The sequence below is a fragment of the Streptomyces sp. NPDC087422 genome, from assembly GCF_044744145.1.
In the GTDB taxonomy this organism is placed as follows: Bacteria; Actinomycetota; Actinomycetes; order Streptomycetales; family Streptomycetaceae; genus Actinacidiphila.
Genome location: NZ_JBIUXT010000002.1, coordinates 621,306 through 634,094, shown reverse-complemented (window position 1 = coordinate 634,094; position 12,789 = coordinate 621,306). Strand labels below are relative to the sequence as shown.

The window sequence follows — 12,789 nt, the reverse complement described above, 5'->3', positions numbered from 1 at the left end:
TCCACCGCACGGTGGACGGGGAGCCCGCGGCGTCGTCCCGCCGGGCGGTCAACGAGCCCTAGGGAAGCGCCAGATGGACGAACGCGCCGTCGTGGTGGATCAACGGCCGGGCGGGGGAGGGGACGTGGGTGGCCTCGACGACCCGGCCGATGGCCAGGGCGTGGTCGCCGACCGGCACGAGCTGGACGAGGGAGACGATCAGCGCGGCGAGGACATCGTCCAGCACGGGCAGGCCGCGCGGCCCCCGGTGCCAGGCGGTGGCCGCCCCGAATTTCGCGGCCCCGCCGTGGGCGAAGCGCCGGGCGGTGTCCTCCTGGCCCTCGGCGAGCAGGTGGACGGCGACATGGCGGGCGCTCTCCACAGCGGTGAAGGACGCCGCGTGCAGGCCGACGGTGAAGGAGACCAGCGGCGGGTCGAGGGAGACCGACGTCAGCGAGGTGGCGCAGAAGCCGACCGGCGGCCCGGCGTCCTCGCCCGCGGTGATGACGGCGACGCCCTTCGCGTGCTGCCGCATCACCGCCCGGTAGAGCCCGGGCCCCACACCCGCCTCCAACTCCGGTACGGAGGCGGGCGCCTCGGCGGACGCGGTCACGCCGCGCCCTCCCGGCCGCTCGGTACCGACTCCCGGCCGCCCGCTGCCGACTCCCCGTCGCCCGGCACGAACTCCCGCATCCGCTCGGCGATCTCCTCCACGAAGGGCGACGCCTCGCCCTCCCCGTAGGCCGCCAGGTGGTCGCGCCAGTCGGCGAAGGCGCCGTCCGTCTCGCCGAGCGCGAGGCGTACGGCGCCGCGCCGGTAGAGCAGGTCGGGGTCCTCGTCGGCGAGCGCCGGGATCGCGATGTCCAGGTCGGCCAGGGCCCGTTCGTACGCGCCCAGGTCGTACAGCGCCAGCGCCCGGTTGCCGCGCAGCACCGGATCGTCGGCCAGCTCGATCGCGTGGTCCAGGTCGTCCACGGCCTCCGGCAGCCGCCCGGCGGAGTACGACAGCACGGCCCGGTTGACCCAGGCGGCCACGAACGACGGGTCGGACTCCAGGGCGGCGGTGAAACTGGTGAAGGCCGCGTCGACGTGCTCGGACTCGGCGAGCAGAGTCCCCTGCGCGCACAGCAGGTTGGCGTTCTTGGAGTCCAGCGCGAGGCCCGCCTCGACGTCCGCCGTCGCCTGCTCGATCTCCCCGAGCGCCATCAGCAGGTCGGCCCGGTTGACGAGGGTGTCGACGTGGCCGGGGTCGAGGATCGCCGCGTAGTCCAGATCGCGCAGCGCGGCTTCCTCGTCGCCCAACTCCCGCAGCAGATCGGCCCGGTTGAAGTGCGCCTCGTGGAACGGCGGGCTGAGCCGGATCGCCTCGGCGTAGTCGGCGAGCGCCGCGTCGAACTGCCCGTTGGCGCGCCGCCCTCCGGCCCGCTCGAAGTAGTAGTCGCCGTAGTCGGGGTCGCGGCTGATCACCAGGTCGTAGTCGGCGAGCGAGCCCTCGTGGTCGCCGCGCGCGGCCAGGATCTGCGCGCGGTTGTAGCGCAGCACCGAGCGGTGCAGAAGCTGCTCGTCCGGGCCGAGATCCTCGTCCGTCATCGCGATGGCGTCGTTGACCAGCGCCAGCGCCGCGTCCAGGTCGGCGCGGTGCAGCTCGACCAGCGCCTTCGCGTTCCGCATGAAAGCGCCCACGAAGACCCGGCGGTGCGGGTCCGGGTTCCAGTCCGCGATGGCGATCGCGGTGTTGACCCACTCCAGCGCCCGCATCTCGTCGTGCATGCCCTTGGGCAGGTGGCGGGTGTAGAGCATCGCCATCATGTAGCAGCTATTCATGTGGATCTCGGGCTCGGTGCTGCCCGACCGCAGCTCGGCGAAGTACGAGAAGCCCTTCTCGCCGCGCCGCAGATACGACAGGCACGCGCCGATCTTGTTGGTGAGGTTCCAGTACGGCTTGGGCCGCGCGTCGCCGAACAGCGCCCGCCCGCGCTGCGAGATCTCCAGCGCCGCCTCGTAGAAGCCGCTGTCGAAGCAGGACTCGCAGGCGTCCACGAAGGCGGTGCCCGCCCCGGCCGCCGGGTCGGTGCCGTGCTCCAGGTGGTACAGGTGCGCGCCCAACGACACACCCGGCTCGGCGCGTTCGGCCAGCAGCTCCGCGCGGGCGCTGTGCCGGGCGGCCCGCTCGGCCGGGTCCAACGCCTCGTAGGCGGCGATCAGTCGCGGGTCCTTGCTGGTGCCGTCCGCGTCGATGAAGAGCTGCGCGAGATCGGCGCCCTCCAGGTGCTCGTCCGGCAGCTCGGCAGGCCGCTCGGCAGGCCGCTCGTCCGGGGTCCCGGCCGCTTCCGGCGCGGCCCGGTCGGCGTACGTGCGCAGCGCCTGCCCCAACTCGTCGTCGGCGAGACCGTCCGTCTCCACCACCAGCCGCAGGACGGCCGGGTCGCAGCGCCGCAGCAGGACGGAGACCAGCTCACGGTCGGTGGGGTCGGCGTCGTCCAGCTCACGGAAGCGGATCACCGTACCGCCGGGGCGGACGGTACGCGCCCAGTCCGTCAGCAGCTCGGCGACGCCGTGCGAGACGCGCAGCGTACGGGCGACGGAGTAGAAGCGGGTGCGCTCGGCGCGGCTGGCGAGCGCGGTCAGCGTCTGCGGCGCGATCGGCACCCGGGGTGCCAGGTCGGGTGCGAGCGAGATCACCTCGGTGGCCCGCGCGGCAATGAACTCGTCGTGCTCGCCCGCCAGTTCGGGGATCACCGCGCGCAGCAGGGCCCCGCCCCCGGTGTACGGGCCCCGCAGCCGGCGGTGACAGCGCACGTCGATATCGGGCTCGGGCGTGGGCGGGAGGTCGCCGTACGTGACGGAACCGGCCGGGTCGGCGGGGTCGGCGGCGGTGCCGGTGGCGGCGACCCAGCAGTGCCGAGGCGGGGACGAGGTCATGAAGTGCTCCTTGTGGTCCTGGAGTTCCTGGGAGTTCCTGAGGTTCGTGGGGTTCATGCGAGCCGAGCGGGGCGAGCGAGCAAAGCGGGGCGAGCGAACAAAGCGGGGGAAGCGAGCCGAGCGCTCCAAGAGGAAAGACGTGCTTTAAGCGACGCCTGCGATTTCCGGCTCCTGGCCGTTCGGGCCCTCCTCTTCCCGTTCCGAATCCCCACGGGATTCCTTCGCGGCGCGCCGGTCCCGTACTGTCACGTAAAGCAGCAGACCGAACTGGAGTGCGGTGAGGCCGACGAAGCTGATCGCGTCGAGAATCCCGCTGGTGGCCGTCCCGGAATCGCTGAAGCGGTTGTTGATCTGCGACCAGAAGTGCACGGTGGTCGGAATCCCCGCCCACAGCAGGCTGCCGAGCGAGAATCCGTAACCGACCACCAGCATCGGCGCGTACCAGCGCGCCATCCGCCGGTCGCGGTCGGACCATTCGGCGTCGGGGTCGGCCACCGGGGGCGGCCTGCGCGTCCAGCGGCGGAAGAGCGTACGCACCTGGAAGCGGGCGGCGTTCTGGAGGTCGGAGCAGCGCAGGGCGTTGGTGAGGACGTAGTAGAGGTCGGTCTCCAGGTAGAACATGAACTGCCACAGCAGCCGCATCACACACGTGAAGGAGATCGCCAGCATCAGGGCGGAGATCCACGCGGGGCCGTGTCCGCGCAGCGCCACGGCCAGCAGCGTCAGGCCCGAGATCAGCACGGCGTCGGCCAGCATCCCGGCCACGAACGGCAGATAGCGCCGCTTGCGCTCCACGCTGAACAGCGAGTCCAGCCGGGTCTCGGCGACCAGGTAGTACAGCCGGCGGCTGATCGTGAGCGTGGACGGCAGCCCCAACCGCCGCCCGGACAGGGCGTGATAGCCCTCGTGCACGAGGATGCAGGGGATCTGAACGACCGTCAGGGCAATGGGGATCAGCGCGAGATGGTCGGTGAAGAACACGTCGTGGTACGAGGGCCGCAGCGACGAGTCCCTGATCATCCAGGCGGCGGCGGTCACCATCAGCGCGAGGTAGACCAGCCAGGCGGGCCAGGAGAACGTCCAGGCGCCGAGCCGCTGCCAGCGCACCGGGCCGGCCGGCTCGTCCTCGCCGTTCCCGCGCAGGAACCCCAGATCGGCCAGGACGTCGAGGAAGTCGTCCACGTCCAGCGGCTCGCCGCAGGTCCGTTCGTACCAGGCGGCCACCTCGGCCACCGGCACCCCGGCCTCCAGCATCCGCAGCGCCTCAGCGCCCTCCTCGGGGAAGACGGCGTACGAGGCGGTGTCCGGACGGCCGACCATCACGCCGTCGTCCTCGGGGATCATCGTGAGCTTGTGCAGCAGGACCGCGCCGCCGCCGCCGTCCGGCGCGGTCGTGGTGCCGTCCGACGAGGTCACGGTCATGCGGGGTGCCTCTCTACGGGGAAGTCGGTGACCGGAGCCGGTCACCGGAGCCGGGGCCTGCGCGAAGTGGTCAACAGGGCCCGGCTCCGGCGGTGTTGCTAGAGGGCCGAGCAGCAGTAGTACGCGGAGCTGGTCAGGCGGATGGTGCCGGCCTTGCGGATCGACATCTTCTTCATGGGGTTTCCTCCTCCCGGTTCCGTCGAGCGGTCTTCGGCCGCGGCTGGCCGCCGGGCCGAACCGGGCCAACTATGCGGTGGTAAAGCGCTCGCGCACGTCTGCAACATGACGTAGGCGCGTATGTGGGAATTGACTAGATGTACTCGTCCACGACCGCCGGGTGACCCCTTTTCGGCGTATACCCGTGTACGGCCGGGGACTTCACGGATTTCTGTTTGCGACAGATACGAGACCGCCGCCGGGGCGCGGCGCGGGGAATTGCGCCGGATTCCCGCCGCGTCCGGTGAGCGAACACCGTCCGCCACCAGGCACCAAACCTTCACGCGGCCTTTGCGGAACGCCCGTACCGGCCACGATGAAAATGGGCCGGTTTCGCTCCGCCCCCGATGGCAGCTTCTTCGCTTCGCCGTCGACACACCGCTGCCGCGTGCTCACACTGCGCACATGACCAAGTCAGCGCCCTTCGTCGGGCGGTACCCCGAGAAGCGCGCCGCCGTCGCCGCTTTCGACCGCGCGGCGGCCGGCCAGGCCCAACTCCTCCTCGTCACCGGCGAGGCGGGTCTCGGCAAGACCCGCCTCGTCCAAGAGCTCGCCACCCTCGTCACCACCGCCCCCCGCCACGCCCACCTCCGCACCGGCGACTCCGTCCCCCTCACCGGCCCCACCCTCGCCTACGGCCCCTTCATCGCCGCCCTCCGCGACCTCTTCGCCTCCGGCGCGGCCCCCCACCCCGCCCCCGGTGCCGCTCCCCACGAGCGCGAACCCTCGCCGGACGGCGGCGCGCGTTCGCCGGGGAGCTTCGGGGGTGCGGCCGGTCCGTCGGACGGCGGCCCGGTGGCGGACGGTGTGGGCGGTGGGCGCGGCCGTTCCGGCGCGGGGAGGGGGTCCGGCGATGCGGGGGGTGGCCCCGCGCCCGCAGCCGGGGGTGCTGCGCGCGGGCGCGGGGGCTTTGACGGGTGGGCTGAGACCGGGCCGGCTGGTGGACGGGGCGCGGCGTACGCGTTCGGTGGGGGGCGGCCGGCCACGCGGCAGCGGGTGTTCGAGCGGGTGCTGGGGGTGCTGGGGGAGATGTCGGCGCGTACGACGCTGGTGCTGGTGCTGGAGGACCTGCACTGGGCGGACGCGTCCACGCGCGATCTGCTGGCGTTTCTGGTGGTGCGGCTGAGACGACAGCCGGTGCTGATCGTGGCCACGGTGAGGGAGGAGGAGCTGACGGCGGACGCGCGGCGCTGGTTCGCGGAGCTGGGCCGATGTCCGAGGGTGACGCGGCTGCGGCTGAGCGGCTTGGCGGACGCGGAGGTCGCCGAGCTGGTGACCGCGCTGCTCCCGGCCGACGCGGACGCCGCCGACGTGGCGGGGGCCGTATCGGCGGCGGAGGGAAACCCGCTGTACGCACAGGAGTTGGCGCGGGCGGCCCGCCCCTGGCCGCCCGCGTCCATCGCGGAAGTGGTCCTCGCCCGCGTGAGCTGCGTGGACGCCGACGTCCGCGAGGTCATCGACCAGATATCCGTGACCGACGACGGCATGACACATGAACTCCTCGCCGCCACCGTCCCCTTACCCGAGCGAACGCTGCTGGCCGCCGTGCGCCGGGCCGTCGAGCAGCGCCTGCTCACCTCCACCGAGGACGGTTACGCCCTCCCGCACGGCCTGATCCGCCAGATCCTGTACGCCGATCTGCTCCCGGGCGAGCGCCGCCGCCTGCACCGCCGTTACGCGCACGCCCTCGCCGCCCGTACCGCCTCGGACCCCGCCCTCCTGGCCCGGCACTGGCACCTCGCCGACTGCCCCGCCCGCGCGGCCACTTCGGCCCTGACGGCCGCCCGCCTCGCCGTCAACGCCCGCGCGTACCCCGAGGCCCACCGCCTCTACGCCCTCGCCGTCACCCTCTCCGACCACCTCTCCGAGGCCGCCGCCACCTCTCTCTGGCCGGAGGCCGCCCGCGCGGCCAGCTACGCGGGCGAGCCCCAGAGCGCCACGGAGTACGTCACCCGCGCGCTGGCCCTGTCGGCGGGCGGCGGCCCGGCCACCCTCAACACACCACGTCACGGCCCGCGTTCGGCCGAGGCGTACCGCGCCGACGGAAGCCACGCGGCAGCCGCCGTACAAGGGCAGGCACACGCACAAGCACACGCAGAAGCGCAGGCACAGGCACACGCACAAGACCGCGCCCGCCTGCTCGAACGCCTCGGCGCCTACCGCCGCGAGGCCGGAGACCCCTGGGGCGCCATCGCCGCACTGGAAGAGGCGCAAGGGCTCCTGGCCACGGCGCCCGAGGCGACCGGCGCCCTCGAAGCCAGAGTCCTGGCGGCGGCGGCCGACATGCGCGTCCAGGTCGGCGACCCGGACGGCGCGCTGCCGCTGGCGCAACGGGCCTTACGGATGGCCGAGCGCATCGGCGCCCTCGCCGAGCACGCCCACGCCCTCACCACCCTCGGCATCGTCCGCGCCCAGCGCGGCGACCTGGAGGCGGGCCTCGAAGCCCTGTGCGCCGCACGCGACTTGGCCCGCCGTACGGACTCCGTCGAGGACGTCCTGCGCGCGGCCAGCAACCACATGTACCTGCTCTGTACGGGGGGCCGCTTCGCGGAGGCGCGCGAAGTGGCCCTGACCGGACGCCGCGCGGCCAGCGAACTCGGCGCGCCGCCCCCGCTCACCGCCGTCCTGGACTTCAACACGGCCGCGGTCCTCGTCGCCACCGGCCGCTGGCCGGAGGCCGACCAGCTCCTGGCCGAACTCGTCGGCCAGTCCAGCGCCCACATCACCCGCTATCTGCACCTGCTCCAACTGGAGTTGGCCGTCGCCCGCGGCGACCGCCGCCGCACCGCGGAACTCACCGCCGTACTCGCCGAAGCCCCCGACGACCCCCGCCTGCTCGGCCCCTGCCACGCCTGCCAGGCCGAACAGGCGCTGGACGCGGGGGAGTTGGCGACAGCCGCCGACCACGTCCTGCACGGCCTGCGGGCCGTCGGCGGCGGCGCCCTCGCCGAGGAGGAGATCCGGCTGCTCGCCGACGGCGCCCGCCTCGCCGCCGAACTCGCCCTGCTGCCGGGCCCGGTACGCCCCCACGGCCTGCCCGCCGCCTGGGACGGCTCCGCCGTGACCTTCGCCGAACGCGCCGCCGCCATCGCCGCCCGCCACTGCGGCGAACCCGTCGTCGCCGCCTTCGGCGCCCTCGCCGCGGCCGAACACTCCCGCGCCGACGGCTCCGACGACCGGGCGACCTGGCGGCAGGTCGCCGACGCCTGGCGCGCCGCCGACCAGCCCTACCGCGAGGCGTACGCACGCCTGCGCGAGGCCGGGACCGCGATCCGCGCGGGCCGCCGCGAACAGGCGGGCCGCGCCCTGGCCGCCTGCCTCGGCCTGGCCGAACCCCTGTCCGCAGCACCGCTGTTGCGCCTCGCCCACGAACTGGCCACCCGCGGCCGTCTCACCCGGCCGCCCGACCCCACGACCCGGTCCGTCGCCGCCCAGGCCCGCCTCGACCTCACCGAACGCGAGGCCCAGGTCCTCGCCCTGCTCTCCCGCGGCGAGAGCAACCGCCAGATCGCCCGCTCCCTCTACATCAGCGACCGCACCGTCGCCGTCCACGTCTCCCACATCCTGGAGAAGCTCGGCGTCCGCAACCGCACCGAAGCCGCCCTGGTCTACGCGCGTACGGACCGCCCCCGCCCCGAGCCCGCCCCGTAACCAATCGCGCCCGGAACAAACACACCTTCGCTCGATCGAGTCAAAAACCGACGACATCGCTCCGCTTGCCGCATTTGCCAGAGGCATCACACCAAGATCGGCGGCGGGCCGCCGTCCGGCCCGAAGAAGCGAGCGAGCCGGGCCGGGTGCCGGGCTCCGTGTGAAGGGGATTTGCGTGATCTCGAAAGCCAAGAAGGTCATCGGCTCGATGACCATGGCGCTGGCCGCCGCCGCCGCGCTGACCGTCGCCGTGCCGAGCGGCCCCGCCTTCGCCATCGACCACGTCGAGTGCGTCGGCGGCGCGGACTACCTGAAGATCTACTCGCACCTCAACGGCCGTGACAGCGTGGACTGTTACGCGAATTCGGGCCGGACCGACTTCGGCGGCTGGTGGGTCGACCGGATCGTCACGGGCAACAACGACCTGATCTACTACGACGTCAACGGCGACTCGGTGCGGATCAACCGCTGGACCGACATCACGTTCCCGAACCGCCCCCCGCGGGTCAAGAGCATCCAGATCCTCTGAGCCCGCGAGTTCGCGGGCCCGCGAGCGCGCGAGGGTACGAACCGGCGGCCGGGCGACGTACGGCGCCCGGCCGGGGTACCGGCTCCTCGGATCAGCCCGCGCGGACGCCGTCGAGGATCGCCAAGGCCCGCTCCACGGACTGGTCGACGCCCGCGTCGCTGTACATCGTGTCGACCATCACATGGTCGATGCCGGTACGTTCGCCCGCGGCCTTGATCACCGTCACCACCTGCTCCGTGGACGTGCCCGCCTCGATGTTGACGCGCAAGACCGCGTCGATGACGCGCGGATCGCGGCCCGCCGTCCGCGCCGCCTCGTCCACCCGCGCCCGCTGCCGGACGATGCCGTCGAAGTCCACGAAGCCCGGCACCACGCACACCGGCAGCCAGCCGTCGGCGCGTTCCCCGATCCGGCGCAGCGCCCGCCCCGAGCGCGCGCCCAGGTACACGGGCGGCCGGGGCCGCCGCGCGGGCTTCAGCGGCGCGTGGTGCAGCGGCACCGACAACCGCGCCCCGCTGTACCCGGCCGGGTCCTTCGTCCAGATCTCTTCGAGTACGTCCAGCGTCTCGTCCATCCTGGCGCCCCGCGTGGCGAAGTCCACGCCCGCGGCCTCGTACTCCTCCGGCGACCAGCCCACGCCGAACCCCGCGAGCAGGCGTCCCCCGCTGATCAGGTCAACGGTCGTGAGCGACCTGGCCAGTTGGACCGGCGGATACAGCGGCGCCACCAGTACGTGGCTGCCGAGCAGGACACGCTCGGTGGCGCTCGCGGCCACGCCGAGCAGGACGAACGGATCGGCCGCCGCGTTCAACTCCGGCGGAATCGTGCTCCCGCCGCCGTACCCGACGCTCGGATCGACGGCGGCCAGATTCCGGTCGCCCACCCACAGGCTGGCTCCGCCCGCCGACTCGATCCCGCGCGCGAACTCGGCGGCCCGCGCGACCTCGAAAGCCTGCTTGTTGAACTGCGGCAGTGCGAATCCGACCTTCATGGCCTCCTCCTACCCCGCCAGCCTCAGAGTTGGCTCGCAAAGCTCAGGAAGTCCGCCCACTGGGCGGGGGAGAAGGCGAGTTGGGGCCCTTCCTTGTCCTTCGAGTCCCGCACGTGGACGGTGCTCGGGCAGGCCGAGACCTCTACGCAGTTGTCGCCCTGAGATCCGCTGTGGCTGGACTTGTGCCAGGTGGCGGCCACTTCGATGCAATCGCCTTCGCTGCCGCTGCTGTAGCTGCTCTTGAACCAGGCCAGATCCGATGTGTTCATAGGGCTCCTCGCATTCGCTCCAGCAGGCCCCGCGAGTCTTCGGGGGTCAGAGCCTGCGAGCGAAGTTTTGCATACCGCTGTTGGAGCTCGCTGATCTCTTTGAGGTCTCCGATCAGCCGACCGTTCTTCTGCCCCTCGGAGTATCCGAACCACCTGTTCTGGCGCGTCTCCAGCAGTTGCAAGGGACCGTCTACGCCAGCATGCGAGGGGCATCGCAGCGGCATGATCTGCAACTCAACGTTCCAGTGCCGCGCAGTGAGATCCAGCAAGTGGTCGAGCAGGTCACGCGTGATGTCCTCGCCACCTGTGTGCCGCTCCAAGAGGGCCTGTTCGATGATGAAACTGAACGCACAGGGCGGTTCACGCTTGGTAGACAGCAACTCTTGCCGCTTGAGTCGCGCTGCGACCCGCTCGGCGACGGCCTTCTCACTGGCGAGCGGCGGGACGCTCTCCGACACGGCACGGGCGTACGCCGCCGTCTGCAACAGCCCTGGGATGAGGCGGCATTCGTACGTGTACAGGCTGATCGCCGTCTTCTCCAGGCGCGCCCACTGGTGGAACCAGGCCGCGAGGCCGGGCTGCCGCCCGACATGGTCGAGCGCCTTGCGTAAAGCTCCGGTGTTGCCGAGAACCGGTTCGGCGCGGTCCACGAAGTCGGCGTCGGGCATGCGTCGCCCCTGCTCGATCGAGGCGATCGTGTGTTTGGAGAAGCGCACCTGGTTGCCGAACTCCTCGCGGCTGAGGCGCGCGTGTTCCCGGAGCGCCTGGACAAACGCACCGAAGGTGCGCAAGCTGTCCGAGGTCTCGGGCTCGCTGCCGGGAGTGCCGGCACCCGTACCGGCGGAAGTTTCCGCCTCTCCCGCACCGTCCATGCCATCGGCCATCCTTGGCCACCTCCCGCGCGCCCGCTCGTTTGACCACATCGAGTCGGACAATGCTCACAGGGGGTGACGGGTACTGTCTACGTTTTGTGCGCGTACGCTGGCGCAGCGTACGCGGCGGGACCCTGGTGGGAGGGGCGGGGCCGGGGTCACATTGGGCGGTATGACAGCACCAACGATGCACGAACTCCCCGTGACCGAACGTGAGTTCAGCCAGCGGTTCAGCGCCACGCGGCGCGGGGCCCGGCTGGCGCGGCACGCGGCGTCGAACGAGCTCCACCTGTGGGGTGTCGCGCACGGCACCGAACTGGCCGAGACGGCCGCCCTGTTGGTGGCCGAGCTGGCGACCAACGCCGCCACCCACGGCCGCGTGGCCGGGCGCGACTTCGAGCTCCGTATCCGCCTCACGGCGACCCTGCTCCGTATCGACGTCTCCGACGCCCGCGGGGAACGCCGTCCCCCGGACCCCGGCCAGCTCCGTCCCGCCTCCCCGCTCTCCGACTCCGGCCGGGGGCTCCTCCTGGTCGAAGCCCTCGCCACCCGCTGGTCGGTCCTCCCCCGCGACCCCGTCGGCAAGACGCTCCGCGCCGAACTCGACCTCCCCCTTCCCCTGGAAGCGGCCCCGTAGCGAGAGCGTGCCAAAGTGGGTGTGATGACGGCTGACGCAACAGACGTAACAGCGGATGAGGTCGAGGAGTTGTCGGCGGACGCGCTGCGCTGGCTGCTCGGGAACGCGCGGGAGGGCGAGGACGGCGGGCTCGCCTGGACCACCACGCCCTCGGACGACGAGCCGAACGCCTCGCTCTACAGCGGTACGGCCGGTGTGATCCCCGTACTCCTCGAAGCGCGGCGGCACTTCGGGGACGACCGGTACGGCGACGCGGCCGTGCGCGCCGCCCGTAGTGTTTCCGCCGCCGTCGACGGCTGGGACGGCAGCTCGCTGTACTTCGGCCTGACCGGCATGGCGTTCGCGCTGCGGGCCGTCCACGACGAACTGGGCGCCCCGGAGGCCGCGGCAGGCGCCGCGCGGGCCCTGGACCTGGTGCGCTCCCGTTTCGACGGGACGCGCTGGGGCGTGCTGTTCGAACTGCTCGGCGGCAACGCCGGTATCGGCCTGGGCGCGTTGGCGATGGGCGACGCCGACCTGGCCGTGCTCGCCGTGGAGCCGTATCTGCGGACGGCCGAGGAGACCCCGGCGGGCGTCCACTGGGAGGTGCGCACCGACGCGGCCCCGCGCCTGCACCACATCTCGCACGGCACGCTCGGCATCGTGTACGCGCTGGCCCGCGTCGGCTCGGCGACCGGCCGCACCGACCTGGTCGAGCTGGCGCGGGCGGGCGCCGCCGACGTCGTGGCGCGCGACGAGGACGGGCCGGACGGTTTCCTCGTACCCCACTCCGACCCGCAGGACCGGCCCGAACTCATCGAGCGCTACAGCTACGGCTGGTGTCACGGACCGGCCGGTGACGCCCAGGTCTTCCGGCTGCTCCGGGACGTCCTCGACGAGCCCGCCGCCTGGCAGGCGCTCGCCGACCGCTGCTGGCACACCGTGACCCACTCCGGCCTGCCCCGCCGCCTGCGGCCCCGCTTCTGGGACAACAACGGCCGCTGCTGCGGCACCGCGGGCGTCCTCGCCCTCGCCTGCGACCGGCTGGCGGAACAGGGCGACCCCCCGGACTTCGCCCGCCTCCTCGCCGCCGACCTCTCCTCCCGCGCCACCCGCGACCGCGAGGGCGCCCGCTGGTCCAACATCGAGCACCGCGCCACCCCCAGCACCCTCGAACCCCACCCCGGCTGGGCCATGGGCACCGCCGGCATCGTCCGCGAACTCCTCCGCTTCACCCGCCTCACCCGCCCCGCCACCCCCACCTCCGCCTACGCCCTCCCCTGGCCCGACCACCACCCCACCACCCCGGCCCACTGAGGCGG

The 12,789-nt window shown here is 72.6% G+C and carries 10 protein-coding genes; 4 read left to right on the top strand and 6 right to left on the bottom strand.

Annotation, left to right across the window (positions count from 1 at the left end):
* Nucleotides 1-58: 58 nt before the first annotated feature.
* The 3 genes from ACIO6U_RS08620 to ACIO6U_RS08610 all read right to left on the bottom strand — a co-directional run bounded on the left by ACIO6U_RS08620 (nucleotide 59) and on the right by ACIO6U_RS08610 (nucleotide 4,323).
* Nucleotides 59-514 carry a flavin reductase family protein gene (locus ACIO6U_RS08620; RefSeq protein WP_401717164.1) on the bottom strand — a complete coding sequence of 152 codons (456 nt, stop codon included), beginning with the start codon at nucleotides 512-514 and terminating at the stop codon, nucleotides 59-61.
* Nucleotides 515-588: 74 nt separating this feature from the next.
* Nucleotides 589-2,958 (bottom strand): tetratricopeptide repeat protein, encoded by a 2,370-nt coding sequence (locus ACIO6U_RS08615; protein ID WP_401716715.1) that lies wholly within the window; start codon nucleotides 2,956-2,958, stop codon nucleotides 589-591.
* Nucleotides 2,959-3,045: 87 nt separating this feature from the next.
* Complete coding sequence (locus ACIO6U_RS08610) at nucleotides 3,046-4,323, bottom strand: hypothetical protein (protein ID WP_401716712.1); 1,278 nt, start codon at nucleotides 4,321-4,323, stop codon at nucleotides 3,046-3,048.
* 621 nt (nucleotides 4,324-4,944) lie between these two features.
* Between ACIO6U_RS08610 and ACIO6U_RS08605 the strand changes: the two genes are divergently transcribed.
* Both ACIO6U_RS08605 and ACIO6U_RS08600 read left to right on the top strand, forming a co-directional pair.
* Entirely contained in the window at nucleotides 4,945-8,190 is a 3,246-nt protein-coding gene (locus ACIO6U_RS08605; protein WP_401716709.1) for a helix-turn-helix transcriptional regulator, read from the top strand.
* A gap of 175 nt (nucleotides 8,191-8,365) precedes the next feature.
* A complete protein-coding gene (locus ACIO6U_RS08600) occupies nucleotides 8,366-8,719 on the top strand; it encodes a beta/gamma crystallin domain-containing protein (RefSeq protein WP_355336359.1) in 354 nt (117 codons plus the stop codon).
* 91 nt (nucleotides 8,720-8,810) lie between these two features.
* On the opposite strand, the gene ACIO6U_RS08595 is transcribed toward ACIO6U_RS08600, so the two are convergent.
* Genes ACIO6U_RS08595 through ACIO6U_RS08585 form a run of 3 tightly spaced genes read right to left on the bottom strand, consistent with a single transcriptional unit; the run spans nucleotide 8,811 to nucleotide 10,851 of the window.
* Entirely contained in the window at nucleotides 8,811-9,710 is a 900-nt protein-coding gene (locus tag ACIO6U_RS08595) for a TIGR03619 family F420-dependent LLM class oxidoreductase (RefSeq protein WP_391162541.1), read from the bottom strand.
* 23 nt (nucleotides 9,711-9,733) lie between these two features.
* A complete protein-coding gene (locus ACIO6U_RS08590) occupies nucleotides 9,734-9,979 on the bottom strand; it encodes a DUF397 domain-containing protein (RefSeq protein ID WP_401309823.1) in 246 nt (81 codons plus the stop codon).
* Nucleotides 9,976-10,851: a helix-turn-helix domain-containing protein gene (locus tag ACIO6U_RS08585; protein WP_401310131.1), complete on the bottom strand. Its 876-nt coding sequence runs from the start codon at nucleotides 10,849-10,851 to the stop codon at nucleotides 9,976-9,978. Before ACIO6U_RS08585 ends, ACIO6U_RS08590 begins: the two co-directional genes overlap by 4 nt.
* A gap of 172 nt (nucleotides 10,852-11,023) precedes the next feature.
* Between ACIO6U_RS08585 and ACIO6U_RS08580 the strand changes: the two genes are divergently transcribed.
* Nucleotides 11,024-11,488 (top strand): ATP-binding protein, encoded by a 465-nt coding sequence (locus ACIO6U_RS08580; protein ID WP_355336365.1) that lies wholly within the window; start codon nucleotides 11,024-11,026, stop codon nucleotides 11,486-11,488.
* A gap of 24 nt (nucleotides 11,489-11,512) precedes the next feature.
* Nucleotides 11,513-12,784 (top strand): lanthionine synthetase LanC family protein, encoded by a 1,272-nt coding sequence (locus tag ACIO6U_RS08575; protein WP_401716704.1) that lies wholly within the window; start codon nucleotides 11,513-11,515, stop codon nucleotides 12,782-12,784.
* Nucleotides 12,785-12,789: the final 5 nt, after the last annotated feature.

What these genes read in the sequence shown, in the direction of transcription:
- ACIO6U_RS08575 (WP_401716704.1), top strand. Translation starts at nt 11,513, where the DNA reads ATGACGGCTGACGCAACAGACGTAACAGCGGATGAGGTCGAGGAGTTG.
- ACIO6U_RS08620 (WP_401717164.1), bottom strand. Translation starts at nt 514, where the DNA reads ATGCGGCAGCACGCGAAGGGCGTCGCCGTCATCACCGCGGGCGAGGAC.
- ACIO6U_RS08615 (WP_401716715.1), bottom strand. Translation starts at nt 2,958, where the DNA reads ATGAACCCCACGAACCTCAGGAACTCCCAGGAACTCCAGGACCACAAG.
- ACIO6U_RS08585 (WP_401310131.1), bottom strand. Translation starts at nt 10,851, where the DNA reads ATGGACGGTGCGGGAGAGGCGGAAACTTCCGCCGGTACGGGTGCCGGC.
- ACIO6U_RS08580 (WP_355336365.1), top strand. Translation starts at nt 11,024, where the DNA reads ATGACAGCACCAACGATGCACGAACTCCCCGTGACCGAACGTGAGTTC.
- ACIO6U_RS08610 (WP_401716712.1), bottom strand. Translation starts at nt 4,323, where the DNA reads ATGACCGTGACCTCGTCGGACGGCACCACGACCGCGCCGGACGGCGGC.
- ACIO6U_RS08605 (WP_401716709.1), top strand. Translation starts at nt 4,945, where the DNA reads ATGACCAAGTCAGCGCCCTTCGTCGGGCGGTACCCCGAGAAGCGCGCC.
- ACIO6U_RS08595 (WP_391162541.1), bottom strand. Translation starts at nt 9,710, where the DNA reads ATGAAGGTCGGATTCGCACTGCCGCAGTTCAACAAGCAGGCTTTCGAG.
- ACIO6U_RS08590 (WP_401309823.1), bottom strand. Translation starts at nt 9,979, where the DNA reads ATGAACACATCGGATCTGGCCTGGTTCAAGAGCAGCTACAGCAGCGGC.